The sequence below is a fragment of the Rhodococcus sp. SB1D genome (genome assembly GCF_048573875.1).
Taxonomy (GTDB): Bacteria; Actinomycetota; Actinomycetes; order Mycobacteriales; family Mycobacteriaceae; genus Rhodococcus_F; species Rhodococcus_F qingshengii.
In genome coordinates, this window is the sequence record NZ_JBMAIQ010000005.1 from 330,205 (window position 1) to 355,386 (window position 25,182).

Sequence of the window (25,182 nt, forward strand, 5' to 3'; positions counted from 1 at the left end):
CGCTATTCTGCCAGTACAGGTTGCTCGAGTGTCTCCACCGGCAGGAACGGGCGATCGAGCCCGAAGCTAGCCGGGCCGAAGACCGCCAGTGCCTCCGGGGTTCTCATGATGGGTGGGGTCGCGATCCCGATGACCGCAACGCGCTGCCCGTACCGCAAGCCCTCGGTGGTGATGGGTTCGGCGGTATCGGCCTCGACGATGCAGATCAGGTCTGGCACGATCGCCACCATCACTCCGGATTGGACGGCGATCAGATTTTCGTTCTGGAACTGAACTTCCAGCTCTTCGTCTCCGACGCCGGCGATCCGCACCGAACCCCGAGCGAACCCCTCATCGGTTCGCCGGTCGACATCGATCACCTTGCCGTGAAAGAGAACTCGCCCGTATCCGTAGAGCGTGTCGGCGAGACTGTCGACAAGCGCCTGCACCGGGTCCACCCGCTGCTCACGTGAAAGTCTGATGGACCGGCCGATGGTCAGGGCCAACGACAGAGTCCGTGGGATCGCCGTCCGCTTCACATCTGCACCCGTCATCGAGTACTGCGCGATGTGCGCCATCCCACCGAACCTCGACGTCACCCCGCGGGCGAGGCCCTCCAATCTGCTGTTGTCACTTCCGGTGTCGAAGATCGCCACCTCGTCGTGCTCGTTCGCCATGGCGAGCGGACTCGCCGAAATCCCGTACACCGAGAAGGTTTCCATCTCGAGCTGAGGAAAGGCTCGTCCCATCCCGTCGGCGTCGACAACCGGCAGGCCGCGCCGTGCGGCCACCAGCAACGGAATCATCGAATTGATTCCGCCGCACTCCATCGGCATCGTGGCATCTGCAGTTCGACCCGTGTGCTTCTCCAACGTGATCAGCGCCAGCTCGGGTTCGGTTCCGCGCGGCATCTTTTCGACCACGACGGTCGGGGCACCCATCTGCGCGACGGGAATCACCCACGCGTCGTCGTCAAGCTCCTCCGGATCGAGAATTGTGATTTCACCGGCCTCACCGAGCGCCTGCGTGACCAACATCTTGCCGACGAACGGATCTCCCCCGCCGCCGGTGCCCAACAAGGCTGCGCCCCTGGCGAGGTCGTCGAGATCCGCCGTTCGTAGTGTCCAACTCATCGTGAGCCCTCCTGACCGGTGGAGACCAAACCACTGTGCAGTGCCAAGTCACCGACTGCCTTCACTCGAATACGTGTTGCGTTGCCCGGCAGATACGGAATCGGGACCTCGTCGAACTCCACGATCTGCACCGACTCGGGCCGTGCGCCTGCGGCGACTGCCCGATCGATCGCCTCCTGGCGAGCATCGTCGGCAAAGACCTGCCGGTGCCCGTCCCGCACCGCTTCGACTCGATCTACCTCACCACTGACCTGCGCGATCGCAGCGCCGATCGCATTGGCAACATCGAAGCGCTCAGGACGAATCACCGTTCCCAGGCCCGGGAGTTCACGCTCCAGCAGTACCGATCCCCCGCCAACCGCCACAACGGGAAGTGGATCCGACGTGGTCCGCATCTGTTCCACGGCGTCGGCGACTCGGCGCGAGATCCGGTCGAGTGCCGTCGACACCAGGCCGCGGTCGAGGTGCGCCACCGCACTGCGATCTCCGACGTCGGCCAAGCCTGCCGCGACGGCTATGTCGGTGGCCGTCAACGTGTCACCGCCGAATACGAGTGCCCGTGAACCCAATTCGTATCCCACAGATTCGGGTCCGACTGTGAGTCCGTCTGCATCCACCACCGAACCACCACCGATACCGATCGAGAAGACGTCCGGCATACGGAAATTGGTCCGTACCCCCGCGACCGTCACCTCCGTGGTGGCTTCTCTGGGGAAACCGTTGGTCAATACGCCCACGTCGGTAGTGGTGCCCCCGATGTCGATCACCGCACAGCTGGCCAGACCGGACAGAACAGCGGCGCCTCGCATGGAGTTGGTCGGCCCCGAAGCGAAAGTCGCCACCGGATAACGCCTCGCGTACTCGATGTCCATCAAGGTTCCGTCGTTCTGGCTCAGGTACAGCGGCGCGACAATGCCGTGCTCGACCAAAGATCGGGCAAGACCGTCGACGATGTGATCGGCGAGCTCGCGCAGCGCAGCATTGATGATGGTCGCGTTCTCCCGCTGGAGTAGACCCACTCGACCGATCTCGTGCGAGAGCGAAATTGCGACGTCCGGGCCGAGTTCCTCACGCACGATCTCCGCGGCGGCCGCTTCGCATTCGAGATTGACCGGAGAGAACACCGAAGATATTGCGACCGAACGAGTACCGCTGCGAGCCATATCGGCGGCATGGCGGCGAATCTCGTCGGGGTCCAGCGGCGAGATACGACGACCGTCGAACTCGTGCCCACCGTGAGCGAGGTAGTGCCTTCCTTGCACAGCGGAGACCAGGTCTCGCGGCCACCCCACCATCGGCGGAAGCGCGGCGGTCGCCGGAAGCCCCAATCGCAGAGCCGCTGTCGGTGCAAGTCCGCGTTGCTCGATGAGAGCGTTGAGAAAGTGCGTCGTGCCGATCATCACTGCTTGAACAGCGCTGGGAGAGAACGAGTACTGCTGCTGCAGCGCCGTCAGAGCTCCGCCGATTCCGCCGGTGATGTCCTTGCTGGTCGAGTGTTTGACATGCCCGATGACGGTGGTCCCGTCCATCAGGACCGCATCGGTGTTCGTACCACCGACGTCGATTCCGATTCGCATCGCGAACTCCCTTCTACAGTGTGTGCCGTGCTAGTGCGTGAGCGCAGATCTTCCCGAAGTCTCTTGCGGCGCTTCGGTTGCGGTGCGTCCGACTCCGCGAATCAGGCCGAGTCGACCCGCGACGACGTAGAGAACGAAGGCCGAGGCCACCGCGTTGATCGACGGCAGGCCGAAGGTGCTGTAATGACCGATCAGCGCCGAGACGATCCAGATCACCAGCGTGGCCGGTACCCAAGTGGGTGCCGAGTTCGGGAGGGTACCCGCAGCTCGACTCTCCTCCAGATCCTTGCGCCATGTCTTGACGATGAAGTATTCCGCCACCATGATCCCGGCGATCGGCGGGAATCCGACGCCCAACAGGATCAGGAAGTCGGTGAACGAGTTCAGGATTCCGGCAGCCGCGAGGACCGAACCGGTGATGCCGACAACTGCTGTGACAACTGCGCGATTGATCCGTCGACCGAACACGACGTCGATGAAGTTCACGATGCCGAGCCCCGAACTGTACAGGTTCCAGTCGTTGATCTTGAAAGTCCCGAGAACAATGATGAGAACGCCGACCCAGCCGACCGACGACAGGATGATCGTGGCGATATCGGAACTGCGAACGGCATGGGCAAGGAGAACACCGGTCAGCCCGATCACGTATTCGCCCAACGTTATTCCGACGAGCGTCTGCTTCACGACATCGCCTGCCGTGCGGTTGAAGCGCGTCATGTCGGGTGTGATCACGGCTCCGGCAATGAAACCGCCTGCGACGATGGTAGTTCCGGCGAGGAAGCTGAGCTCCGGCCCGGCTGGAGCAGATGTCATCAGATCTGACAGCGAGTGATTACGCAGTTCGGCGATGACGGCCCAACCGACCAGGATCAGGAACAGCGGAACGGTGATGTTGGCGATCAGTTGCATGGATCCGAACCCGCGAAGGACTATCGCGGTGATCAGGAGACCGAAGGCCAAAGCCCACGCCCACTGCGGCAGAAACGGCATGATTCCGTGCAAACCTGATGCAGAGACAGCAGATTGTATGCCGAACCAACCGATCAGGCTGACCCCGATCACCAAACCGATCACCGCGGAACCTGCGTGCCCGAATCCACACCAGCGTGCGACCACCGATGTGTTGAGCCCTTCACGAACCCCGATGATGCCGATGAAAATACAGACGACCTCGAGAATCACCGCCCCGACTGTCAATGCCCAGAAGGCATTCCAGAACGTCATACCGTAGCCGAGCGTCGCACCGAGCAAGAACTGTGCGAGTGCCGATACCTGACCGAATCGCTGTACTGCCACCGAGAACCACGAATATCGTGCTTCGTCGGGAACGCGGGTGAGCGCGTAGTCGTCACCGTCGGACACTTCACCGCCGGCGGCGGTCGCTGACGTGTTTTTCATGACGGACTCCTCGAATAGTTGGGAAGTGTTCTCGGAGAAGACGGTACGAATGTGGCAGGGGTCACGCCTATGGGCGAATTGGCGTTTCTTCGTGTTACGACAATGCATTTCGCACAGTCGTCATTTCACACAGTCGCCAAATGGCACGGGTCTAACGCAACGCATACCCGCCGTCGGGGTACAGCGTGGAACCCGTTGTGTACGTGTTGGTGAAGAGATAGAACACCGCTTGTGCAATCTCGTCTTCGTTCCCGACGCGGCCGAGCACGTTGTTCTCGGCACTCCAGGTGAACGCGGCCTCCCGAACCTCCGCCGGGCGCTGAGCCCACAGATGCCCGTCGATGGTTCCGGGAGCGACAGTGTTGACGCGGATCGGCGACAGTTCGACCGCCAGCCCCCGCCCGAGCCCCTCGATTGCCGCGTTGGCTGCAACGTATGCCGCGGCAGCTGCGGGTGGCCGCACACTGGCAGCGCCGGACATGAGGACCACCGATGCGGTGGGTGTCAGCTTGTCGAGCGCAGCGTGCACGACGCGGTACTGCCCCCAGAACTTGGAGGTGAACGGCGACGCCGCTTCCTCGACGCTCTGTTCACGGAACGAGCCGACCTGGTAATCGGCAGCCGTGGTGAAGAGCGCATCGACGCTGGGGATGTTGGTGAAGAACGCTTTCACCGAGTCGTCGTCGGAGGTGTCGACGGTGAACCAGTGCGCCGCCTCACCCAGCTGCGCGGCCGCTGCTTCGAGCTTGGATGCGGTTCGGCCGCCGAGAACTACCTGCGCACCGGCGTCGACGGCAAGCTGCGCCACTCGCAGCCCGATGCCTGTTCCGCCGCCGATCAGTACGACGGTCTTGCCTGAGAGAGGAGAAGGTGTCGTTGTCATGCAGCGACTGTAGGGCTCACCGAATTGTCCCGACATGTGCAGAACGCACAGATTTCACTACGGCACAGTGCTAAGTATCGAGACTTAGCTGTTAGAGGACACCGCCCCCGGGGATCTCGCTTGACGACGTTTGCTGCGTCGAAACTGCCTTCACATGTACTCCTCCTTCGAGTTCGCCTGTAACAAAACAACTCCCACGACCGAAAATGTCGGTGAACCACAACAGCGAAGGGAAGTAACGACTATGGGATCAGCAGACGTCATGGCCTGGCTCGCCGAGGGTTACCTCGCCGGCGATCCGATTCGCTATCCGCTCTACGTCGGATCGATGTTCCTCGCGATGCCGTTCCAACTGATCGGCGTAATTCTGGGTCACCCCTTCTGAATCGTCACATCAGGCCAGGGCGGACGACGTAGAACGGCCAGAGTTGCGATCACTGCGGCCGCCAACCCGATGAACTCCCCCATCAAAGCCGCCCTGGTGTGATCGACGGCCGGTGACCACGACGGCTCACCCTCGTGGATCGAGAACACTCCCACTGGCACCGGTATCGGGTCGCGGCGCCACCGCCGGTGTAGACGCGAAACCGTGATGATCGTCGATCCGTCGCTGGTCTGGTGCGGTTCTCCGAAGATCGTCGAGGTCCCTGATTCCCCTCGAAATCGCTCCACCGCATCACGAATCTCCATGATCTCCATCGTCGCATCGAAACCGCAGCACTGTGCGAGTATCGATCGATGGCCGAGTGGTGGAATCCGAGCAGGCGCGTCGAGCGATGGTGGCAGACGATCGTGCTGGCCTGGCTTCTCGTTTTCTTCGGCCCAAGCACCATCGACAAGGTCATCACAGAACCCACAGCTTGGAATTGGACATTCCTCGCAATCTGGCTTTTCGCGACGGTCGGGTCTGCGTACTACGCAGGCCAAGCCTGGCGAAACAGGAACAAACCTCAGTCGGTGTGGTGGGAAGGGACGACTGCCCCCACCGAAATACCCGCCGACGACGTCCGTAGCGCACTCGCGTCGACTGACGACCGTATTCCGGCAATCAAGGCACTACGCGAACTGCATCCGGGCTTGGGTCTGAAGGATGCGATGGATCTGATCGACGCTCAGCGGGGCGAACAGGGCCCGCATCACTGATAGTTGCGACCATCACAATCACAGTTAGGTATCGACACCTGACCGCCACGATCGGGCAAGCACACCAGGAGTTAACCACCTGACAGACAGGCTGTTTCGCCGAGTTTGACAAATGTGGTCAATCGGTGAGCGTCGACTCGACCGATTCAACTCACCGTACCAATCGAATTCGCCGTTCAGCATTCCACTCATGGCCCAATGCCACTATTACCCAACGATTTACAACCGGAACTACGGTATCCAGTGAGAACTTTCGCGACAGTGCAGCATCTTTCGTCCAGTTGAGTTGACCGAAACTTGACGTTACGTTGAATTTCAAAACAATAGCCCGGTCTTGACCTGCGATGGTGTGAGCGCAACGCCCACCTACGCGTGACACGTGGCTGCCCGTATGGGCGCTGTGAATGCCTGAACGTTCGAGGAGTGGAATGACTGCGGTCAAAACTGCGTGGCGTGAACTACGGAAACCCGTGTTCATCCCCGCGTCGATAGTGATCTTTGCCCTGATCGCCTTTGCCGTGATCTATGCGGGAACCGCTGCGGATGCTTTCGAAACTCTCAACAACGTGATCAGCGACGGCGTCGGCTGGTGGTACATCCTCTCGGCTACCGGTTTCGTGATCTTTGCGCTGTACTGCGGAATCAGCCGCATCGGCAACATCCGATTGGGGCGCGACGACGAGCAACCCGAGTTCGGCATGCTCTCGTGGTTCGCGATGCTCTTCAGCGCCGGGATGGGCATCGGCCTCGTGTTCTACGGAGTGGCAGAACCCCTTTCGCACTATGTGAACCCTCCCGTCGCCGGGCAGATCGCGGGATCCACGGACGCCGCAGCCAATCAAGCGATGGAACTTACGCTGTTCCACTGGGGCCTTCATGCATGGGCGATCTACGTCGTCGTCGGCCTTGGTCTGGCGTACATGACCTACCGCAAGGGTCGTCCGCTCTCGATCCGTTGGTTGCTCGAGCCGCTCCTCGGACGGGCTCGCATCGAAGGAAAGATCGGCCACGCCATCGACGTCGTCGCCATCGTCGGCACGCTGTTCGGTGTCGCGACGTCGCTGGGCTTCGGTGTCCAGCAGATCTCGGCCGGCCTCGACTACCTCGGCTGGGTGGAGACCGACAACTGGTTGGTCATCACCATCATCGTCATCGTGACGGGCATGGCCACCTTCTCGGTCGTCTCCGGCGTCACCAAGGGCCTCAAGTGGCTCTCCAACATCAACATGATGCTCGCTGCCGCGCTGGCACTGTTCGTCCTGATTCTGGGACCGACGCTGTTCCTCATGCAGTCGTGGGTGCAGAACCTCGGCGGATACGTCCAGGCCTTGCCCGAACTGATGCTGCGCACGTCCCCGTTCGCCGAAGACGGCTGGCAGGGCGCATGGACCATCTTCTACTGGGGTTGGTGGATGAGCTGGGCACCGTTCGTCGGCATGTTCATCGCGCGCATCTCACGCGGCCGCACCATCCGCGAATTCGTCTTCGGTGTACTGCTGGCCCCGACGCTGGTTGGTTCGTTGTGGTTCACGATCTTCGGTAACTCCGGCATTCTGCGTCAGCGCAACGAAGGCACGATGCTCGACGCATCCGGCGCAGTGGACACCAACACGTCGCTGTTCACGCTTCTCGACGGACTTCCGCTCGGAACGATTTCGAGTGTTCTCGCGATCGTCGTGATCGTCTTCTTCTTCGTCACGTCCGCGGATTCCGGCTCGATCGTCATCGACATCCTTGCGACCGGTGGCAGCTTGGAGACCTCCAAGATCACGCGTGTCTACTGGACGTTCCTCTCCGGTGCCGCGGCCGCAGTTCTCCTCATCGTGGGTGGCAGTGGATCGCTCACGGCGCTGCAAACCGTTGCCATCGCCACGGCGGTACCGTTCTCGGTCATCATGGTGCTGGCATGTCTGTCGATGCTGAAGGCGTTCCGATACGAGGTCGCTTCGGCACCGCGCTACCTGCGGGTTTCTACAAATGCCTCGGCATCGACCGACGTTCCGCAACCCACCGAGAAGCGGCTCCGCGATCTGAAGATCTCGTCGACCTTCGCCGGGCTCACCCCGTCACAAAGCGGAATCATGACGGATCCCTCCGACGCCCACATGCTCGTCGCGGTCCACGAAGTTCCCGCCCATGCGGTCAACATCGACCCGGATACCGGCGCCGTCGACTTCTCCGAGGAATCGAAGGTCGTCGATCCGCTGGGCGGAGAGGTGTTCGACACACCCGAGTTCGCCGACTCGGCAGAAGGCCACGCGCAAGCTGCCAGTACGGACTGACCGGCACGTTCGGCATGTTGCATTAGGCATATCTGTTCACCAACTCGCAAACTTGTCATGAGACTTTCAACTCGACAGTTCGCAGGACTCTAAGTTTCGTGAGTAGAACAGGACCAACGGGTTTGCCACTCCAGTCGCAGTCGGAGACGGAACAATCTTTCGGGATTCCGTCCGTATTCCTACGGTCGGCGCATGCACCTGCGCCGCGCACGCTCATCGACATCGTGCGGGCCTCAGCCGAGGCCAACCCGGAAGCACCTGCCATCGACGACGGCGACACCACACTGTCGTACTCGGAGTTGCTCGACGAGATCGAGCTCGGTGCGCGCTGGCTCGGTGATGCCGGCGTCGGCGCAGGTGACCGCGTCGGAATCAGGATGCCGTCAGGTTCGCGTTCGCTGTACGTCGCGATCCTGTCGATCCTCGCGGCGGGCGCCGCCTACGTTCCCGTCGACGCCGACGATCCGGAAGAGCGCGCCGAGTTGGTGTTCGGCGAGGCGCAGGTAGCGGCGATCATCACCGGCGACGGAATCCAGCCGGGGACGGCGCCGAAGCGGCTCGAACATCCACCGGTTCGCGAACCCGAACCCGAGGACGACGCCTGGATCATCTTCACCTCAGGATCCACGGGCACCCCCAAGGGCGTCGCGGTCACTCACCTCAATGCCGCAGCCTTCGTCGACGCCGAGGCGCGCATGTTCCTCCAGGACGAGCCCATCGGGCCTGGTGACCGCGTCCTCGCGGGACTCTCCGTGGCATTCGACGCGTCCTGCGAGGAGATGTGGCTCGCGTGGCGCCACGGCGCCTGCCTCGTCCCGGCTCCTCGTTCGCTGGTCCGCAGCGGCATGGACCTCGGCCCGTGGCTGGTCTCGCGTGACGTCAGCATCGTCTCCACTGTGCCGACGCTTGCGTCTCTGTGGCCGGCCGAGGCCCTCGAAGCCGTTCGACTCCTGATCTTCGGCGGCGAAGCCTGCCCACCCGAACTGGCCGAACGCCTGGCCGTCGAGGGCCGCGAGGTCTGGAACACTTACGGCCCCACCGAGGCAACCGTCGTCGCCTGCGGCGCACTGATGGACGGCAAGAGCCCCGTCAGCATCGGCCTCCCCCTCGACGGCTGGGACCTTGCCGTCGTCGACGCCCAGAGCAATCCCGTCGCGGTCGGCGAGGTGGGCGAGCTGGTGATCGGCGGCGTCGGCCTCGCCCGTTACCTCGACCCCGCGAAGGACGCCGAGAAGTACGCGTCGATGCCCTCGCTCGGGTGGGAACGCGCCTACCGAAGCGGCGACCTGGTCCGGCTCGAAACCACCGGCCTGATGTTCCAGGGCCGCGCGGACGATCAGGTCAAGCTCGGCGGCAGGCGCATCGAACTCGGTGAGGTCGACAACGCCTTGCAGAACCTGCCGGGTGTGAGCGGCGCTGCCGCAGCCGTGAAGAAGACGGCAGCCTGCAACCAGCTCCTCGTCGGATACATCGCCAGCACGGATCCCGACTTCGATCTCAAGGCCGCTCATGCACTGCTCAGCGAGCAGCTACCAGCAGCCCTCGTGCCGCGTCTGGCGTTGATGGACGAACTTCCGACGCGTACGTCAGGCAAGGTCGACCGCAATGCGCTGCCGTGGCCGTTGCCCGGCGCCGGTGAAGATGCCGGGGCCGCGTTGGGCCTCGACGGCACCGCTGCCTGGGTTGCCGGCCTGTGGGGATCGATCCTGGGAGCCCAGATCACCGGACTCGACGACGACTTCTTCGAAGTGGGCGGCGGATCCCTCTCTGCTGCTCAGTTGGTGACCGCCCTGCGCGAGCGGTTCCCAGAAGTGACCGTCGCACAACTCTACGACCATCCGCGGTTGGGATCGCTCGCCGAATATCTCGACGAATTGGCACCCACCGAAACTGTGGAGCCGCGCATCGTCGCTCCGACACCCTTGAAAACTCAGCTGGCGCAGATCGCCGTCACCGTTCCACTCACGACGCTCACCGGACTGCAGTGGGTGACGTGGCTGGCGATCGCGAACAACGTCCTCGGCTGGTTCGTCGACGTCAGCTGGGCGCCCACGGTCTCGTGGTGGTGGATCCTGTTGGCGTTCATCGTGTTCATCACGCCGATCGGCCGTATGACCATCGCCGTCGTCGGGGCGCGCCTGCTCCTACGCAAGTTGGAGCCAGGAACGTACCCGCGAGGTGGTAGTGAACACCTGCGTCTGTGGATAGCGCTCCGACTCACCGAAGCCAGTGGCGCAGCCAACCTTTCGGGCGCACCGTGGATGCTCTATTACGCCCGCGCCCTCGGCGCCGACATCGGCAGCGGCGTCGATCTCCACACACTTCCTCCCATCACCGGCATGCTCGAACTCGGTGACGGCTGCTCCGTCGAACCCGAAGTCGACCTCTCGGGCCACTGGATCGACGGCGACGTCATCCACATCGGTGAGATCAAGATCGGCGACGGCGCCTCCGTCGGTTCACGCTCGACGCTTCTGCCCGGCGCGCGTATCGGTCGGGACGCCGTCGTCGAACCCGGATCTGCGGTGTTCGGCCGAGTGAAGGCAAACCAGCAGTGGGCCGGCTCCCCCGCCACCAAGGTCGGGAAAGCGAATCATCCTTGGCCTGCCGAACATCCGAAGCGTGCACCCGGCTGGGTGCCGGTATACGGTGTCACCTCGGTCTTCCTGGCCGGTATGCCGATCTTCGCGCTGATGGCCGGGATCGCATTGATCGGTTGGTGGATTCGCGACACCGACACGCTCGCGAGTGCAGTGCTCCAATCGCTGATCATGCTTCCCGTCGCGACCATCCTGAGTTTGCTCGTCTTCGCAGTCGTCACCCTTGTGGCCGTTCGTCTTCTCTCGATCGGGCTGACCCCCGGTTACCACCCTGTCCGCAGCCGCATCGGCTGGCAGGTGTGGGCGACCGAACGCCTGCTCGACTCGGCCAGAACCTTCCTCTTCCCGCTCTACGCGAGCCTGCTGACGCCGGGATGGCTCCGCCTTCTCGGCGCCAAGATCGGCAAGAACGTCGAAGCATCCACCGTGCTCCTCCTTCCCAAGTTCACGACGGTCGCCGACGGTGCATTCCTCGCTGACGACACCATGGTTGCGAGCTACGGCCTCGGCGGCGGCTGGATGCACATCGAACAGGCGAAGATCGGCAAGCGCGCGTTCCTCGGCAACTCCGGTATGACCGCCCCCGGTCGACGCGTCCCCAAGAACGGTCTGGTGGCGGTTCTGTCGGCTACCCCGTCCAAGGCCAAGTCCGGATCATCGTGGCTGGGTAGTCCACCGGTACGTCTGAGAAGGGCTGCCGGAGACACCGACGCCGCCCGCACGTTCAATCCGCCCATGCGCCTCAAGATCGCCCGCGGAGTGGTCGAAACCTGCCGACTGATCCCCGTCATGGTCACGTTCGGCATCGGTCTCGGTGTTCTGTTTGCACTCGAAGCACTGGTCGGCGCAGTCGGATTCTGGTTCGCGGCTCTGCTGAGCGGCGTAATTCTGCTCGTCGCCGGAGCAGTGGCGGGCGCGATCACCATCGCCGCCAAGTGGATCGTCGTCGGACGCATCGCCAAGGTCGAGCATCCGCTGTGGAGTTCGTTCGTCTGGCGAAACGAGGTAGCCGACGCCTTCGTCGAGACCGTCGCGGCGCCGTGGTTCGCTCGCGCGGCGACTGGTACGGCCGTACTGAACATCTTCTTGCGTGGACTCGGGGCCAAGATCGGTAAGGGCGTTTGGTGTGAGTCGTACTGGCTACCCGAGGCAGATCTTGTGACTTTGGGCGACGGAGCGACAGTGGAACGGGGGTGCGTCGTGCAAACTCATCTCTTCCATGATCGGATCATGTCCATGGACACCGTCACTTTGGGAGCAGGAGCAACGCTGGGACCGCACTGTGTCGCGCTACCCGCAGCCGGCATCGGCGCGGGAGCGACGGTAGGGCCTGCATCTCTGGTGATGCGAGGTGACACCGTTCCGCCCTCCACCCGCTGGCAGGGCAACCCGATTGCACCGTGGGTGGCGTCGTGAAGCCGAACCGAATGCTCGAGGAGCCGATCGATCCGTACCTGCCGCTCAACGGCAACCGCGGGTACCGCGTGTCCCGGTACGAACTGGAACTGACGTACAAGGTCTTCAGCAACCGTCTCGCCGGCAAAGCTGTCATCACCGCTGTCACCACCGAGAGCCGATCCAAGTTCAGCTTCGACCTCGCGCAGAACCTGCAGGTGTCCAAGGTGTCCGTCAACGGTGCCCGTGGCACCAAGTACGCGCACTTGAACAACAAGCTGATCCTCACGCCGTCTACCAAGATCCCCGCGGGCGGTGCCCTGTCGGTCACCATCGCGTACAGCGGCAACCCCGAGCCGATCAAGAGCCTGTGGGGCGAAGTCGGCTGGGAGGAACTCGACGAAGGAACTTTGGTCGCAAGTCAGCCCAACGGCGCGGCGTCCTGGTTCCCGTGCGACGACCATCCGATTTCCAAAGCGTCGTACCGCATCTCGATCACCACCGATTCCCCGTTCTACGCCCTCGCCAACGGCAAGCTGATCCGCAAGCAGACCCGTGCGAGTCAGACGACGTGGGTCTACGAGCAGACCGAACCGATGGCAACCTACCTGGCAACCATTCAGATCGGTCAGTACGAGCACCGACAAGTGAGCGCCGGGACGGTACCGGTCTTCGCCGTTCACCCACCTCGGCTGCGCGCAGCGTTCGACGTCGACTTCGGGCGCCAACCCCAGATGCTGGAGGTCTTCGGAAAGCTGTTCGGCCCGTATCCCTTTGCCGACTACACCGCTGTGGTCACCGACGACGAACTCGAAATCCCCATCGAAGCGCAGGGACTCTCGATCTTCGGAGCCAACCATTGCACAGGCAGGCGCGGTTCCGAACGTCTTGTCGCACACGAGCTTGCCCATCAATGGTTCGGCAACAGCCTCACTCTCGGGCAGTGGTGCGACATCTGGCTGCACGAAGGCTTTGCCTGTTACGCGGAGTGGATCTGGTCCGAGAATTCCGGTGGCCCGTCCTCGAACCAACTCGCGACAAACGCCTATCAAGGGCTCGGGCGTAAATCTCAGGACTTGATCGTCGCCAATCCCGGTCCTGCCCTGATGTTCGACGATCGAATCTACAAGCGGGGCGCATTGACTCTGCACGCCCTGCGCGGCGTTCTCGGAGACGAGAAGTTCTTCGAACTGATCCGTCAGTGGACCACGAAGCATCGGCACAGCACGGTCAGTACCGAGCAATTCACCGATCTCGCTTCACGTTTCACCGACACTCCATTGCGCCCACTGTGGGATGCATGGCTGAATCAGCGCTCTCTGCCTCGTCTCTGACGCTCTCTCACCGCGATATCACCACGCCGAAACATTCCGAATGCGCCGATTAGCTTTGTCTTACCTTTACTATAGAGGTGGGCCGAGGGACGACCCCGACAACACAATTCTCAGGGCACGCTTCCTCGACAGGTAGATCGGGGGATCGATGTTCGTTGTATTCACAATATGTTTCGTGATCGGGGTCGTCGCCCTGATCGGAGCCTTTGCCGTCGGCGAGGTTGCAGATCTGGGCGGCGGCCACGCAGACGGGCTGCCATTTCTGAGCCTGACAACCTTGGCCACAGCACTTTTCGGCTTCGGCGCCGACGGCGTAGCTGCCACTCTCGCGGACGCTCCGACATTGGTAGCGGCGATTGCAGCACTCGCACTCGCCGCCGTTCTCGTTGTCGTCACGCGCGGCCTACTTCTCCCCTACCTCCTTGAGCAACAAGATAATTCGCACATCGGACGAGCTTCGTACTCCGGGCTGTTGGGCACGGTCACCCTCACCATTGCAGCCGAAGGTTGGGGAGAAGTCTCGTTCGTCGACGCCGAAGGCAATCGCGTGCAGGCCAAGGCCGTCAGTGCACAGCCGATGGCGCTCACCACCGGCACCACCGTCTACATCGCCGATGTAGACGATCAATACCTTCACGTCGTCACGGTTGACGACGCGATCTAAGGACTCGATACATGCTGCCAATCATCATCATTGCGGTTGTAGTCGCAGTAATCATCTTCATCGTTCTCCCCGCGATCTACGTGAAGAACTACGTCAAGGTCCCGCCGAACGAAGTGGCGGTCTTCACCGGACGAGGCAAGCCGAAAGTCGTCCGCGGCGGAGCCCGGTTCAAGATTCCGGGAATCGAACGCGTCGACATCATGTCGCTCGAGCCGTTCAACGTCAGCATCAATCTCAAGAATGCGCTCTCCAACGACGGTGTTCCGGTCAACGTCGAGGCAGTCGGCCTGGTACGAATCGGTTCCGCCGACGAAGCGGTTCAGACAGCGGTGCAACGATTCCTGACCTCCGACCTGGACGAACTCCAGCAGCAGATCAACGAAATCCTCGCCGGCAGCCTGCGCGGAATCACCGCAACCATGACGGTCGAGGATCTGAACTCCAACCGCGATTCGCTCGCACGCAGCGTGGTCGAGGAGGCAGGCGGCGACCTCGCACGCATCGGCATGGAAGTCGATGTCATCAAGATCGCGGGAATCTCCGACTTCAACGGCTACCTCGAATCGCTCGGTCAGCGCCGCATCGCCGAGGTCAAACGTGATGCCGCGATCGGAACTGCTGAAGCAGAGCGTGATTCGCAGATCCAGTCGGCAAAGGCGCGACAGGCAGGCTCCGTCGCACAGGCCGAGGCCGACACTGCGATCGCGAGTGCAAATCAGAAGCGCGACGTCGAACTCGCTCGCCTTCGAGCACAGACCGAAGCCGAGAACGCCGAAGCCGACCAGGCCGGACCACTCGCGCAGGCAACGGCCGAGAAGGCCGTCGGCATCGCACGTGAGCAGGCCGAGGCGGCCCGCGTCGAAGCTCGCACCGAGGTCGAGCGTCGTCGCGCCCAGCAATCGGAAGCGGCATTGCAGGCAGATGTCATTGCACCGGCCGAGGCCGAACGCCAAGCCTCCATCGCACGCGCAGAGGGTGAGCGACAGGCCGCGATCCTCCGCGCCCAGGCACAGGCCGAGTCAGCAAGGCAGGCCGGCGGGGCTCAGGCCGATGCACGAAAGCTCGTCGCCGACGCTGTTCGCTCCGAGCAGCAGGCTGATGCCGACGGCCTTCGAGCACGTCTGGAAGCCGAAGCTGACGGCCGCAAGGTAGCGGCCGACGCCGTTCGCGCCGAACAGCAGGCCGAAGCGGATGGTTTGCGCGCCAAGCTCGAAGCCGAAGCTGCCGGTAAGCGTCAGATCGCCGAGGCGCTCAATTCCTACACCCCGCAGGCCGCGCAGTTGCTCACTCTGCCTGACGTTCTGGCAGCACTGGTCGACGCCACCGCAGCAGCAGCGAAGCCGGTCGGCGACATCGATCGGATCTCCATCGTCGGCGGTAGCGACGGGGCGCAGGGTTCGATCGGCTCGATCCTGGGCATCAGTCCCCAGGTGATTGCCGGTGTCATCGAAACTCTCGAAAGCTCAGGCGTCGATATCACCGGTTTGCTCAACGGCCTGAACAAGACCGCATCGGTTCCGGCTGGTTCGGTACACAATTCGGTCCACAGTTCGGAAAACGGTTCCGCAACCGTAGACGCGTGATTTCGCCCCGGTCCGCCGACTCTCGTAGGAGTCGGCGGGCCGGCTTCACGCGCTCGGAAGATGTGAACGCGACTTGAAGAGAATCAGAATCAAGCAGGCAGCGGCGGCGGCTGATCCGAACAGCAGAGTCACCGTGTAGCTCAGTGCCGGAATACTTTCCGACAGCATCGCCAGCAACGCAGGCACCGCGAACCCGATGTAGGTGATCGAGTAGAACACCGCGGTCAATCCTGCCAGATCGTCCGGCCCCGCGATTCGCTGGATCTCCAGCAACCCGGACACCAGTGCCATGCCGTACCCGCAACCGAGGATCGCTGCAGCCACGATCGCGATCGCCACGGTCAGCGTCGACGCAACCAGAGCAGCACCGGCCATACCGACCACCAGAAACACCAGAGCCACAACGGCGCCACGAGCACTGCGGTCGGTGTCGATCTTGCGCCCCAACGACTGAATCGCGAATCCGCATGTCAGCGCGACCATGCACAGCAGAGCCGAAAAGGCCACGGGCGCATCGCCACTGTGCCCGGTCATGAGCGCCGGAATAACTGCATACGCGACACTGGCGGCACCGAACACCCACGGCGCCAACGGAACGACGACGTAGAGGAATCTGCGGTGACCTGCCGAGGGGATCTTGAGGTCGTCGATCAACCTGCGACGGTCGGATTTCGCCTGTGCCGGTCGTGTTTCGGGCGCACGCCACAGCGCCATGGCGGCGAGGACGGTGATCGCGATGTGCAACAAGTACGCCAACACACTCGGCATGGGCGCCCACTGCGCCAAGATTCCCGCAGCACCCGCTCCCAAGGCGAAGCCCGCGGTCAGACTCATCGCTGCTCGCCGAGCACCTGCGCCTTCCGACGCCGTCGGGTCCCAAGGTTGCGTGGACAACTCCTTGACCCAGGAGCCGCCGACGGCCATACCGATCCCCAAGGCAATGCCACAGAGGATTCTTCCCAGGATGAGAGCAGCGGCGGAGTCCGCCCCGAAAGCGAGCAGCGTCGAACCGGCGATCGCGATGATCGGCGCGGGGAGCATGATCGGGCGTCGACCCAATCGATCGGACAGCGGGCCGCCGAGCAGCAGGGCCGGCACAATTCCGACGACGTAGGCGAAGAGGAAGAAATCGACCATCACCGGCGAATAGCCGTGGTCGAGTCGGTACATCACCAGCAGTGGGGTGAATTCGTTTCCGCCCCAGGCAGCGGCGAACATACTGGCGGCAACGGTCAGCCACAGCCACTTTCCGCCGGAGAGGCGTTCACCCTCGAGACGAGTTTCGGCCGCGGTCCCAGCGCCGATCGTTTGGGTGCTCATCACAGAGTTCCTTCGAAGCCGAGGCCGTGGACCTGGCGCATGTGTGTGAGGACGGCAGTGTTGTATCCGTCGGCATCGCCTGTGTCGACGAGGTCGGTAAGCGCGGTGTGATCGGCAAGGATGCGCGAGAGTTGGCCGGGGTCGCGTGAGATCGACCGGGCTGTCATCCGTCGTTGCCTGTCGCGCAGACTCGCGTAGAACGAGTCGAGCAAAGGGTTCCCGCCGGCGGCAACGATCATCTTGTGGAAGTCTGCATCGATTGCGCTGAACGCGGCCACGTCCCCGCGATCAGCAATCTCACGTTGCTCGATCAGATTCGCGCGCAACGCTGCGACAAGCGCTTCCCGTGCGTGCGGTCGGACCGACACGACTCGAACGCTCTGAGTCTCGACGAGCTGTCTGGCACTGACTACGTGTTCCGCTTCCCCATCCGCGACCGGGACGATCAGCGCCCCCTTCTTCGGATAGAGGCGCATCCAACCTTCCGACTCGAGACGCAGAAACGCCTCACGCACCGGCGTTCGGCTCACATTGGTCCGTGCAGCGATGTCACCCTCACTGATCAGCTCCCCGCCGGCGAGCTCGCCGGAAAGGATCAGCTCCTTGACTTCGCGGAAGACGGTTTCGGAAGCGGAATACAACATAGACACAAGATGTATTTATACTCCACGCTGGCGCAACGCAGACATCCGGGTCGCCGATCCGAACATCTCGGTCCGATGCGGCATCGATCCAGTTAGCATTGCAAGGTGCCAGACAGAAGAGGAATCAGTTCGCGATGAATGGCGCACGCTCCAGCCTTCGAGGACTGATGCACTCATGACATCGCAGATGAAGTCGATGAGGACGCTGACCCGCGAGTGGTTGATTCTTCCCGATCAATACGACCGCTTCACTCGCTATCTCCGCGACAACGGCCTCACGACCGCCACCCGGCTATTACTTGGCATCATTGTCATCGGACTGGGAGTGTGCGCACTACTGAACAGATTCAGCCCTGCCGGTCCGACAAGCACGATTGCGCTGTTCTTCAATACTGTTGTCGTGATCTCGTGCTTCGTAGTCGGAGTCTCATGGTGGGTCTTCGGCCCCACAAAGCGTCGCTCGTTCGGTTTCGTGGTCTTCTGCGACATCGCGGTCACGATCTCCGTCGTTGGAGATTCCTCCCAGCTCGCACGATTGCTCACCTGTGTCATTTTTGCTCTGGTCGGCATCTACATCGCCTACTTCCACAACCCGAAGTTGCAGATCGCGCACATAGCTTTTTCGCTTCTTGTGATCGCGGTGGCTGCGCAGCCAATTCTGTTCGGGCCGGATCGCGATCCAGCCCTTGGTGTTTCGAAAGTACTGGTCGTCATCACCGCGTTGGTGGTCTGCGCATTCATCTCGCAGATCGTGCTGACGATGCTCAGCATGGATGCTTCCAGTTCCGACCTCGATCCTCTCACCGGCCTCTTGAACCGTCGTGGCCTCGACCGCCACGTCGAGAAGGTACTCGAGGGGTTCCAGCGTCAAGAATCTGCGGCACTACTCGTGATCGCGATCGACATCGACCGGTTCAAGACGATCAACGACGTGCACGGCCACGACGTCGGCGATCGCATCATTCTCCGGGTATCGCAGCGGTTATCCGCCTGGGCACACGCTGATGCTGTCGTCGCGCGGGTCGGCGGCGACGAATTCATCCTCGTTCAAAGACTTTCCGTGCCAGCCATCGGACCGATGCTCAACTCGATCGGACCGGCAATGCACTCGAATTCCGACGAGATACCGTCGACTTCGAGCATCGGAATCGCCGTGCGTACCCACAAATTCGTCGCCGGAGAAGACCGCGCAGCAGCGTTCACGGACATGCAGAAAGTCGCCGATTCGGCGATGTACGAAAGCAAGAGACTCGGCGGCGGACGCGTTCACACGATCGTCACCACCGCCGGCAGGTAGCAGTACGCACAATTTCAGTAGTAGACCGGCCCTGGCACTCCTCCACCCGCTGCCACTGCGTCACCGGTGATCGCGATGCTTCGCGGCGATGCCAGGAAGGTCACGACGTCGGCTACTTCTTCGGCATCGATGATCCGATGTATCGAGTTCGTCGCGATACCACGCTCCACCTCTGCCTGCGAGCGGCCGGATTCTTCCGACTCGCGCGTAATCCGTGCGGTCAACCTCTCGGTCCTCGTCACGCCCGGATGGACGACGGTGACGTTGATTCCCTTGGGGCCCAGCTCGTCCGCAAGATTCTTGGTCAGTGCAGACACACTGACGTTGCGGATCGTGTGGGCGATCGAAGTGGCCTGTCTGGCACCCAAACCGCTGATGTTGATGATCCGACCCCAACCCTGATCAATCAGATACGGCGCCACAGCGCGCGCAGTTCGCAGGTACCCCAGCACTTTCACTTCGACTTCGTCTCGCACGACGTCGTCGGTGGTCGCCTCGAAATCCGTCGGCTTTCCGGCGCTGAACGGCGTCGCTGCCGAATTGACCAGAATGTCGACACCGCCGAACTCCATTACCACTTGCCGCACCGACGCCTGAACCGCGTCGTCGTCTCGCGTATCCGTCACGACTCCGATCGCACGAATTCCGAACTCCGAAACCAAATCTCGTGCAACGCTTACGACGGTTCGCTCAGTGCGCGCGAGTATCGCGATGTCGACCCCTTCAGCGGCCAGACCTCTGGCGATTGCCAGACCGATCCCCTTGCTACCACCGGCAACGATCGCACGCTTTCCAGACAAGTGAAGATCCATACCTGCGACACTATCCAACAGGCGGTCCCCGATCTCTACGAAGAGGGATCGGGGACCGTCGGAATCATTCCTGTGTCTCAGACCATCAGATCCGCGTACAGGTAGACGTTGTCGGCGTAGTTGCCCACACCGTCCTCGAATTGCAGTTCGCCGCCGCAGGTTACGACTGCCAACTTACGAGGGCCTTCCGGGCCGGCCAGCACGCTTTCCTCCACACCATCGGCCTTCGGGCGCGTCGTCACCGCAGTCACCTTCCACGACGTGCTCTTACCCGTCGCGTCGGATGTACGGATCACTTCACCCGGCTCGATCGTGCCCAGGTCGAACAGCGCGCCGTTACCCTGGCCGGTCAGATTGACGTGTCCGGCAATCAAGGTCGTGCCGGTGGCGGAATCGAGAGATGCACCGTCGAGCCAGATTCCGACGTTCTTGACGTTCTCCGGCGGAGTGAGAACTCCTTCCGGCACGGTGGCGTCCACGATCGGCGCCTGAACACCGACCGGGTCGAGCGAAAGGGTGTTGGGAGTCATCAACGCATCCGTAGGCGTTGCCGGATTCGCGGAGTGCGACATGACAACTCCCGGACTCGGCGGGATCGCAGCATCGCCATCGGAGGATCGCAGGCCGACGAAGGCCATGGAAGCACCGGCGGCCAACACCGCGATGAGAGCCAGAATGAACGCGACACGACGCCCTTTGCCTGGACTCGCGGGCTGATCGTGGTTGGGATCGTCGTATGGATTGGATGGATTGGGATCCGACTCGTACATGGTCATCGAACTGTCTCCTGCGGGATGAGGCGCCCCCGGCACCTCGTGCGAATTGACGCCCCCTGCGTCTGATCAATGTCGGCACCGATCACACGAATCGTGATCGGTGCCGACGTCTACTACACGTGCCTGGTGTCAGGATCGCTTGCGGCGGAGAGCAACTGCTCCGGCAGCAGCCATTCCGACAAGCCCGAGGCCCGTCACTGCGACGGCGACGTTACGGCCTGAATTCTGTTCAGCAGCACCACCGTCGATGGCAACCGGGCGGGGGCCAGTGGCCGGCTTCGGAGCCGACGGCGCCGGAGTTGCGGGAGTTGCAACCGGCTGCGACGGAACAGGTGCACCCGGAACTACAGGCACGACCGGCACAATCGGCACGATGGGCACGATCGGAACAATCGGCACGATCGGAACGACCGGGGTTGCAGGCGTCGTGGTGGCCGGTGTGGTCGTTGCCGGTGTGGTCGTTGCCGGCGTGCTCGTTGCCGGTGTCGTCGTGGGTGCTGCTGCATATCCGACGCTGGCAGATGCATTCATCGAAGCCGGCCGAACGGTGTCGAACGACGCGAAGATCTGGCACTGTGCGCCTGCCGTGTTCCAGTGCAGGTTCTCGACCGAATCCGGAATGACGCTTGCAGTCACCGAGTAGTCCCCGCCGGCCGCAGCGGTGAGGCAAAGATCAACAGCAGTCGGTGCGTCGCCGCGCCCGTCGACCGTCAGTTGATTTGCAGACAACGTCGCCTTGGCGTTGTCACCACAGACGGTCAGTTCGGTGCCCGCCGAGGACTGAACAGTGATCGGCTTCCGGTACATATTCGTATTCAGGGTGAAAACGGCAGTCTCGCCGGCCTTCAGAGTCCCCGTCGCGGGTGTCTTGCGAACGAGGTCGAGCGTCTGCGTGACGTTCATGATCTCGACGATGCGAGCTCGCTCGTCGTCTCCGATGTTCCTGTCGCACAGGCTTTTGAAATCGGCCATCAGCGGATTGTCGTAGTCCGAGACACACCACACAAGCGTCTGCCGCGCCGAACGTGCATCCTCGCTGCTATTTCCCGAAACGACACCGTCGAGTTTGGCGGGATTCTGCAGCAACCAACTGATGACAGCGAGATCGTCGGCTGACAGATCGGGATTGCCCGAAGACGGCACCGTCGCACCCATCTCGTCGTTGTGCTTGTCAACCGGCAAACCGTTCTCGTCGACACCGGCACACGGATCGAGATCGAAGTCCGTGCAGTACATCCATTCCGACTTCGCAATTCCGTCGACGTCGCGGACACCGCAGACCGGAGCATCCACCGCGGCCGAGGTACCCCGATCGGTGGTGCCGTACATCGGCACGATGTTGCCGTCGTTGTAGTGATCCAGCCGAATGCCGGAGATGTCGAGCATCTGCTCCGAGGGCGTGTACTCGGTGCCCTCACACAACCCGGCGGTGAACGCCGGAGCGGCCGCGGTTCGCACCGGCATCGGCGCGGACACAGCTGGTGATGCAAAAGCGACGCTACTACCGGCCACCGTTACGGCAATAGCTGCAGTTAGCGAGAGCCGGAGAACAAGCGGCCTACGCCGTGAACCAGACACAGTCATCAAAGCTTCCCTTTCAAGACATTTCGGTAGCGGGACGGTTGCCTGGATTCCCAATACCACGCCACCCAGCGCTCACTTCCGAGAGGATCAGCCGATCACTTTTGGCAATCAGCCAGTTACTGAATGGCAATGTAGTGCATGTTTCAAGAAAGATCACCCAATCGTCGAGCACCCAGGGCGCAGCTTGGACATTCGGATGACGAGTTAGCCATGAAGGTGACTGAACCTTTGTCCAACCGCACAACAATCGCGATCCCCCCAAAATCTGCTCATCCAACCGCGACGTTCCCGACATTTCGCCAACGCTAGCCAGTCGGTAACTTGGACATTCTGGGGAAACTCACAGGAAGGGGCGTTTTCAGCTCGCGCGCAAAAGAAGGGGCCCGCTATGCGGACCCCTTCGCCGGAAACTTCCGACCGAGACTGCTTTGTCGGGATTCGGGCAACTTGTAGATGACCCAGAACAATCTCCACTCACATTATGTGATTTGCCTCACATTCAAAGAATCTGTTGGTTTTGTTCACACCCTGAACCAATCTTTTGGTCCTCTTTGCGTCGATTACCCAGATCTCCGACGGCGGAACCCTGCCCTGCCGGAGAGCGGAGCACGAGCCTCGGATCAGTCTCGGACCGGAGGCGCCTTCCTCGTGGTAACCGCAATGCGATTCCACGCATTGATCGTCAAAATGACGCTGATGAGCTGAGCCAGTTCCACGTCCGAGAATTCGCCGGCAGCCTCGCTGTACACCTCGTCCGGAACGAAACCGTCGGTGAGGACTGTCACGGCCTCGGTCAAGGCGAGCGCGGCACGTTCACGATCGGAGTACATCCCTCGCGCTTCTTCCCACGCGTTCAGTAGGTAGAGCTTCTGCTCCGTCACGCCGACCTTTCGGGCATCGCGAGTGTGCATGTCCAGGCACCATGCGCAATGATTCAGCTGCGACGCACGCGTGAGGACCAGCTCGACGAGCGTCGGCTCCAGCCCCTTGCGTGCAGCGGCATCCAACGCAATCATCGCCCTGTAGACCTCGGGCGCCAGCTTTGCGATATCCAGTCTTTGTCCTGTTGCTGTAGTCATAACTCAAACGGTAATCCCGGAAAGACCCGGAAACATGGTTCAATCCGGTGGTGAATTCGTGGGCCAATCTTGGGTTCGATCTACATATCGAGCTGCCACAGGGAATCGGGGTTCGCGCTGCACTGCTTCAGACCCTTCGCGACGCGATCGACAGTGGACTGTTGAAGCCCGGCACCAGACTCCCACCTTCCCGCACCCTCGCGCTCGACCTCGGAGTTGCCCGAAACACCGTTGCGGACTGCTATGCCGAGCTCGCCGCAGCTGGGTGGCTTGTCACACGGCCTGGTTCCGGGACCCTGGTCGCCACGCTCGCCAGCACACACACCCGCGAGGTCGAGCCATCACCGACTCGACGACGCTGGACCTACAGCCTTCTCCCTGGATCGCCCGACGCGTCGGCATTTCCCCGCACTGCATGGATTTCGTCCGCCAGACGTGCTTTGACCACCGCGCCGACCGACGCGTTCGCGACTACTGATCCCAGGGGCCGAGTCGAACTCCGAAACGCCCTCACCACATACCTGAGTCGCACCAGAGGCGTTCGCGTCGATCCGAGCTGCATTGTGATCAGTGCCAGCTCGGGTCACGGGATCTCCCTCCTTGCCCGCGCACTCGGAGGAACGATTGCGGTCGACGCTTTCTGCCTTCACCTGCACCGACAGTTGCTCGCCGACGAAGGGCTGCTGACAGTTCCCATATCGGTTGACGAATCAGGCACTTGCACAGACGAATTGGCGTCTACATCTGCTGAAAGTGTTCTGCTGACGCCGACCCATCAGTTCCCTCTCGGCGGTCCCCTCACACCGGCGAGGCGCGCGACCGCTCTCGAATGGGCCACGACTACTGGCGGCGTCATCATCGAGGACGACTACGACGGCGAATTCCGTTACGACAGAAAACCTGTCGGTGCACTCCAAGGAATCGCACCGCAGCACGTTGCGTACCTGGGCACTGTCAGCAAGACACTGTCGCCGGCCATTCGCATCGGATGGATGGTGTTGCCGGACAGGCTGATCGAACCTGTCCTCGCAACAAAGGGACCCTACGAACGCTGGGTAAGTTCAACGGATCAATTGACCTTGGCGGACTTCATCGAATCCGGAAGATTCGACAGCCATATTCGAAAGATGCGCACCTCGTACCGACGACGACGCGATCAACTGGTTGCGACACTTGCGCAGCAAGTACCCCAGGTCAGGGTCGAGGGGATCTCCGCGGGACTTCACGCTGTGATCCGTCTGCCCTCCGGCACCGAACAATCTGTTCTTGCAGCGGCCCAGGCGAGCGATCTCGGGCTCGAAGGGCTGTCGGTCTTCCGACATCCCGACGTGTCGTCAGTCGGCGGTGACGGCATCGTCGTCGGCTACAGCACGCCGACGCAGTCGCAGTATTCGAGGACGCTGGACGTGCTCTGCGAGGTGCTGCAGGCAGCTCTGCGATAACGCCTGCCGGCCCTGCCCAGCCGCTCACCTGCCCTGCCCTGCCCTGCCCTGCCCTGCCCTGATGGTGTGAACGTACCGTTCCCCTCGTCCAAGAGGGTGAGCGTGTCGTTCGCTCGGTCCCGGACGGGGTGGTGAGTCGGCGGCGTGCCCGCCCCTGATGGTGTGAACGGTACGTTCGGTCGATCTGAGGCGACGACAGTGCCGTTCGCTCGAAGTCGGGGGTGCCGGCGGGGGTACTTTCGGGTGATGGTGGTGGT

General features: G+C 62.1%; 20 protein-coding genes. 9 read left to right on the forward strand and 11 right to left on the reverse strand.

Features of this window, described 5'->3' with window-relative positions; translation table 11 throughout:
- Positions 1 to 2: 2 nt before the first annotated feature.
- The 4 genes from ACN50D_RS14790 to ACN50D_RS14805 form a co-directional block, all read right to left on the reverse strand.
- A complete protein-coding gene (locus ACN50D_RS14790) occupies positions 3 to 1,112 on the reverse strand; it encodes a DUF917 domain-containing protein (protein ID WP_211921351.1) in 1,110 nt (369 codons plus the stop codon).
- Positions 1,109 to 2,689: a hydantoinase/oxoprolinase N-terminal domain-containing protein gene (locus ACN50D_RS14795; RefSeq protein ID WP_208689925.1), complete on the reverse strand. Its 1,581-nt coding sequence runs from the start codon at positions 2,687 to 2,689 to the stop codon at positions 1,109 to 1,111. Before ACN50D_RS14795 ends, ACN50D_RS14790 begins: the two co-directional genes overlap by 4 nt.
- Positions 2,690 to 2,719: 30 nt before the next feature.
- Positions 2,720 to 4,087 (reverse strand): purine-cytosine permease family protein, encoded by a 1,368-nt coding sequence (locus ACN50D_RS14800; RefSeq protein ID WP_211921349.1) that lies wholly within the window; start codon positions 4,085 to 4,087, stop codon positions 2,720 to 2,722.
- Between the two features lie 151 nt (positions 4,088 to 4,238).
- Positions 4,239 to 4,970, reverse strand: coding sequence for an SDR family oxidoreductase (locus ACN50D_RS14805; RefSeq protein ID WP_042922757.1), 732 nt, complete (start codon positions 4,968 to 4,970; stop codon positions 4,239 to 4,241).
- 244 nt (positions 4,971 to 5,214) lie between these two features.
- On the opposite strand from ACN50D_RS14805, the gene ACN50D_RS14810 reads away from it, so the two are divergent.
- Positions 5,215 to 5,355: a hypothetical protein gene (locus ACN50D_RS14810; RefSeq protein WP_003941170.1), complete on the forward strand. Its 141-nt coding sequence runs from the start codon at positions 5,215 to 5,217 to the stop codon at positions 5,353 to 5,355.
- Here ACN50D_RS14810 and ACN50D_RS14815 read toward each other — a convergent pair.
- A complete protein-coding gene (locus tag ACN50D_RS14815; RefSeq protein ID WP_039972778.1) occupies positions 5,343 to 5,669 on the reverse strand; it encodes a hypothetical protein in 327 nt (108 codons plus the stop codon). The genes ACN50D_RS14810 and ACN50D_RS14815 overlap by 13 nt on opposite strands.
- A 39-nt stretch (positions 5,670 to 5,708) precedes the next feature.
- On the opposite strand from ACN50D_RS14815, the gene ACN50D_RS14820 reads away from it, so the two are divergent.
- The 6 genes from ACN50D_RS14820 (at position 5,709) to ACN50D_RS14845 (ending at position 15,971) form a co-directional block, all read left to right on the forward strand.
- Positions 5,709 to 6,113, forward strand: coding sequence for a ribosomal protein L7/L12 (locus tag ACN50D_RS14820; protein WP_161121434.1), 405 nt, complete (start codon positions 5,709 to 5,711; stop codon positions 6,111 to 6,113).
- A 428-nt stretch (positions 6,114 to 6,541) separates the two neighbouring features.
- Positions 6,542 to 8,395 (forward strand): BCCT family transporter, encoded by a 1,854-nt coding sequence (locus ACN50D_RS14825; protein WP_050655916.1) that lies wholly within the window; start codon positions 6,542 to 6,544, stop codon positions 8,393 to 8,395.
- 122 nt (positions 8,396 to 8,517) lie between these two features.
- A complete protein-coding gene (locus tag ACN50D_RS14830) occupies positions 8,518 to 12,411 on the forward strand; it encodes a Pls/PosA family non-ribosomal peptide synthetase (RefSeq protein WP_211921615.1) in 3,894 nt (1,297 codons plus the stop codon).
- Positions 12,412 to 12,422: 11 nt separating this feature from the next.
- Positions 12,423 to 13,724, forward strand: a complete 1,302-nt coding sequence (locus ACN50D_RS14835) for a M1 family metallopeptidase (protein ID WP_211921617.1) — start codon at positions 12,423 to 12,425, stop codon at positions 13,722 to 13,724.
- Positions 13,725 to 13,872: 148 nt separating this feature from the next.
- Positions 13,873 to 14,388: a hypothetical protein gene (locus ACN50D_RS14840; protein WP_211921347.1), complete on the forward strand. Its 516-nt coding sequence runs from the start codon at positions 13,873 to 13,875 to the stop codon at positions 14,386 to 14,388.
- An 11-nt stretch (positions 14,389 to 14,399) separates the two neighbouring features.
- The gene (locus tag ACN50D_RS14845; RefSeq protein ID WP_003941083.1) at positions 14,400 to 15,971 is read left to right on the forward strand and encodes a flotillin family protein; all 1,572 of its coding nucleotides are present in this window, start codon (positions 14,400 to 14,402) and stop codon (positions 15,969 to 15,971) included.
- A 45-nt stretch (positions 15,972 to 16,016) separates the two neighbouring features.
- Here ACN50D_RS14845 and ACN50D_RS14850 read toward each other — a convergent pair whose 3' ends face one another.
- Positions 16,017 to 17,291, reverse strand: coding sequence for an MFS transporter (locus ACN50D_RS14850; RefSeq protein ID WP_211921345.1), 1,275 nt, complete (start codon positions 17,289 to 17,291; stop codon positions 16,017 to 16,019).
- A complete protein-coding gene (locus tag ACN50D_RS14855; protein ID WP_007727164.1) occupies positions 17,291 to 17,935 on the reverse strand; it encodes a GntR family transcriptional regulator in 645 nt (214 codons plus the stop codon). The genes ACN50D_RS14850 and ACN50D_RS14855 overlap by 1 nt, the downstream gene beginning before the upstream one ends.
- Positions 17,936 to 18,110: 175 nt before the next feature.
- On the opposite strand from ACN50D_RS14855, the gene ACN50D_RS14860 reads away from it, so the two are divergent.
- A complete protein-coding gene (locus tag ACN50D_RS14860; RefSeq protein ID WP_054187854.1) occupies positions 18,111 to 19,232 on the forward strand; it encodes a GGDEF domain-containing protein in 1,122 nt (373 codons plus the stop codon).
- Between the two features lie 14 nt (positions 19,233 to 19,246).
- On the opposite strand, the gene ACN50D_RS14865 is transcribed toward ACN50D_RS14860, so the two are convergent.
- The 4 genes from ACN50D_RS14865 to ACN50D_RS14880 form a co-directional block, all read right to left on the reverse strand.
- Entirely contained in the window at positions 19,247 to 20,044 is a 798-nt protein-coding gene (locus tag ACN50D_RS14865; RefSeq protein ID WP_054187853.1) for an SDR family NAD(P)-dependent oxidoreductase, read from the reverse strand.
- A 77-nt stretch (positions 20,045 to 20,121) separates the two neighbouring features.
- The gene (locus ACN50D_RS14870; protein ID WP_064688680.1) at positions 20,122 to 20,820 is read right to left on the reverse strand and encodes a class F sortase; all 699 of its coding nucleotides are present in this window, start codon (positions 20,818 to 20,820) and stop codon (positions 20,122 to 20,124) included.
- 129 nt (positions 20,821 to 20,949) lie between these two features.
- A complete protein-coding gene (locus ACN50D_RS14875; RefSeq protein WP_249342957.1) occupies positions 20,950 to 22,404 on the reverse strand; it encodes a hypothetical protein in 1,455 nt (484 codons plus the stop codon).
- A gap of 620 nt (positions 22,405 to 23,024) precedes the next feature.
- Entirely contained in the window at positions 23,025 to 23,483 is a 459-nt protein-coding gene (locus ACN50D_RS14880) for a carboxymuconolactone decarboxylase family protein (RefSeq protein ID WP_003941117.1), read from the reverse strand.
- 47 nt (positions 23,484 to 23,530) lie between these two features.
- On the opposite strand from ACN50D_RS14880, the gene ACN50D_RS14885 reads away from it, so the two are divergent.
- A complete protein-coding gene (locus ACN50D_RS14885) occupies positions 23,531 to 24,925 on the forward strand; it encodes a PLP-dependent aminotransferase family protein (RefSeq protein ID WP_209448300.1) in 1,395 nt (464 codons plus the stop codon).
- Positions 24,926 to 25,182 lie beyond the last annotated feature (257 nt).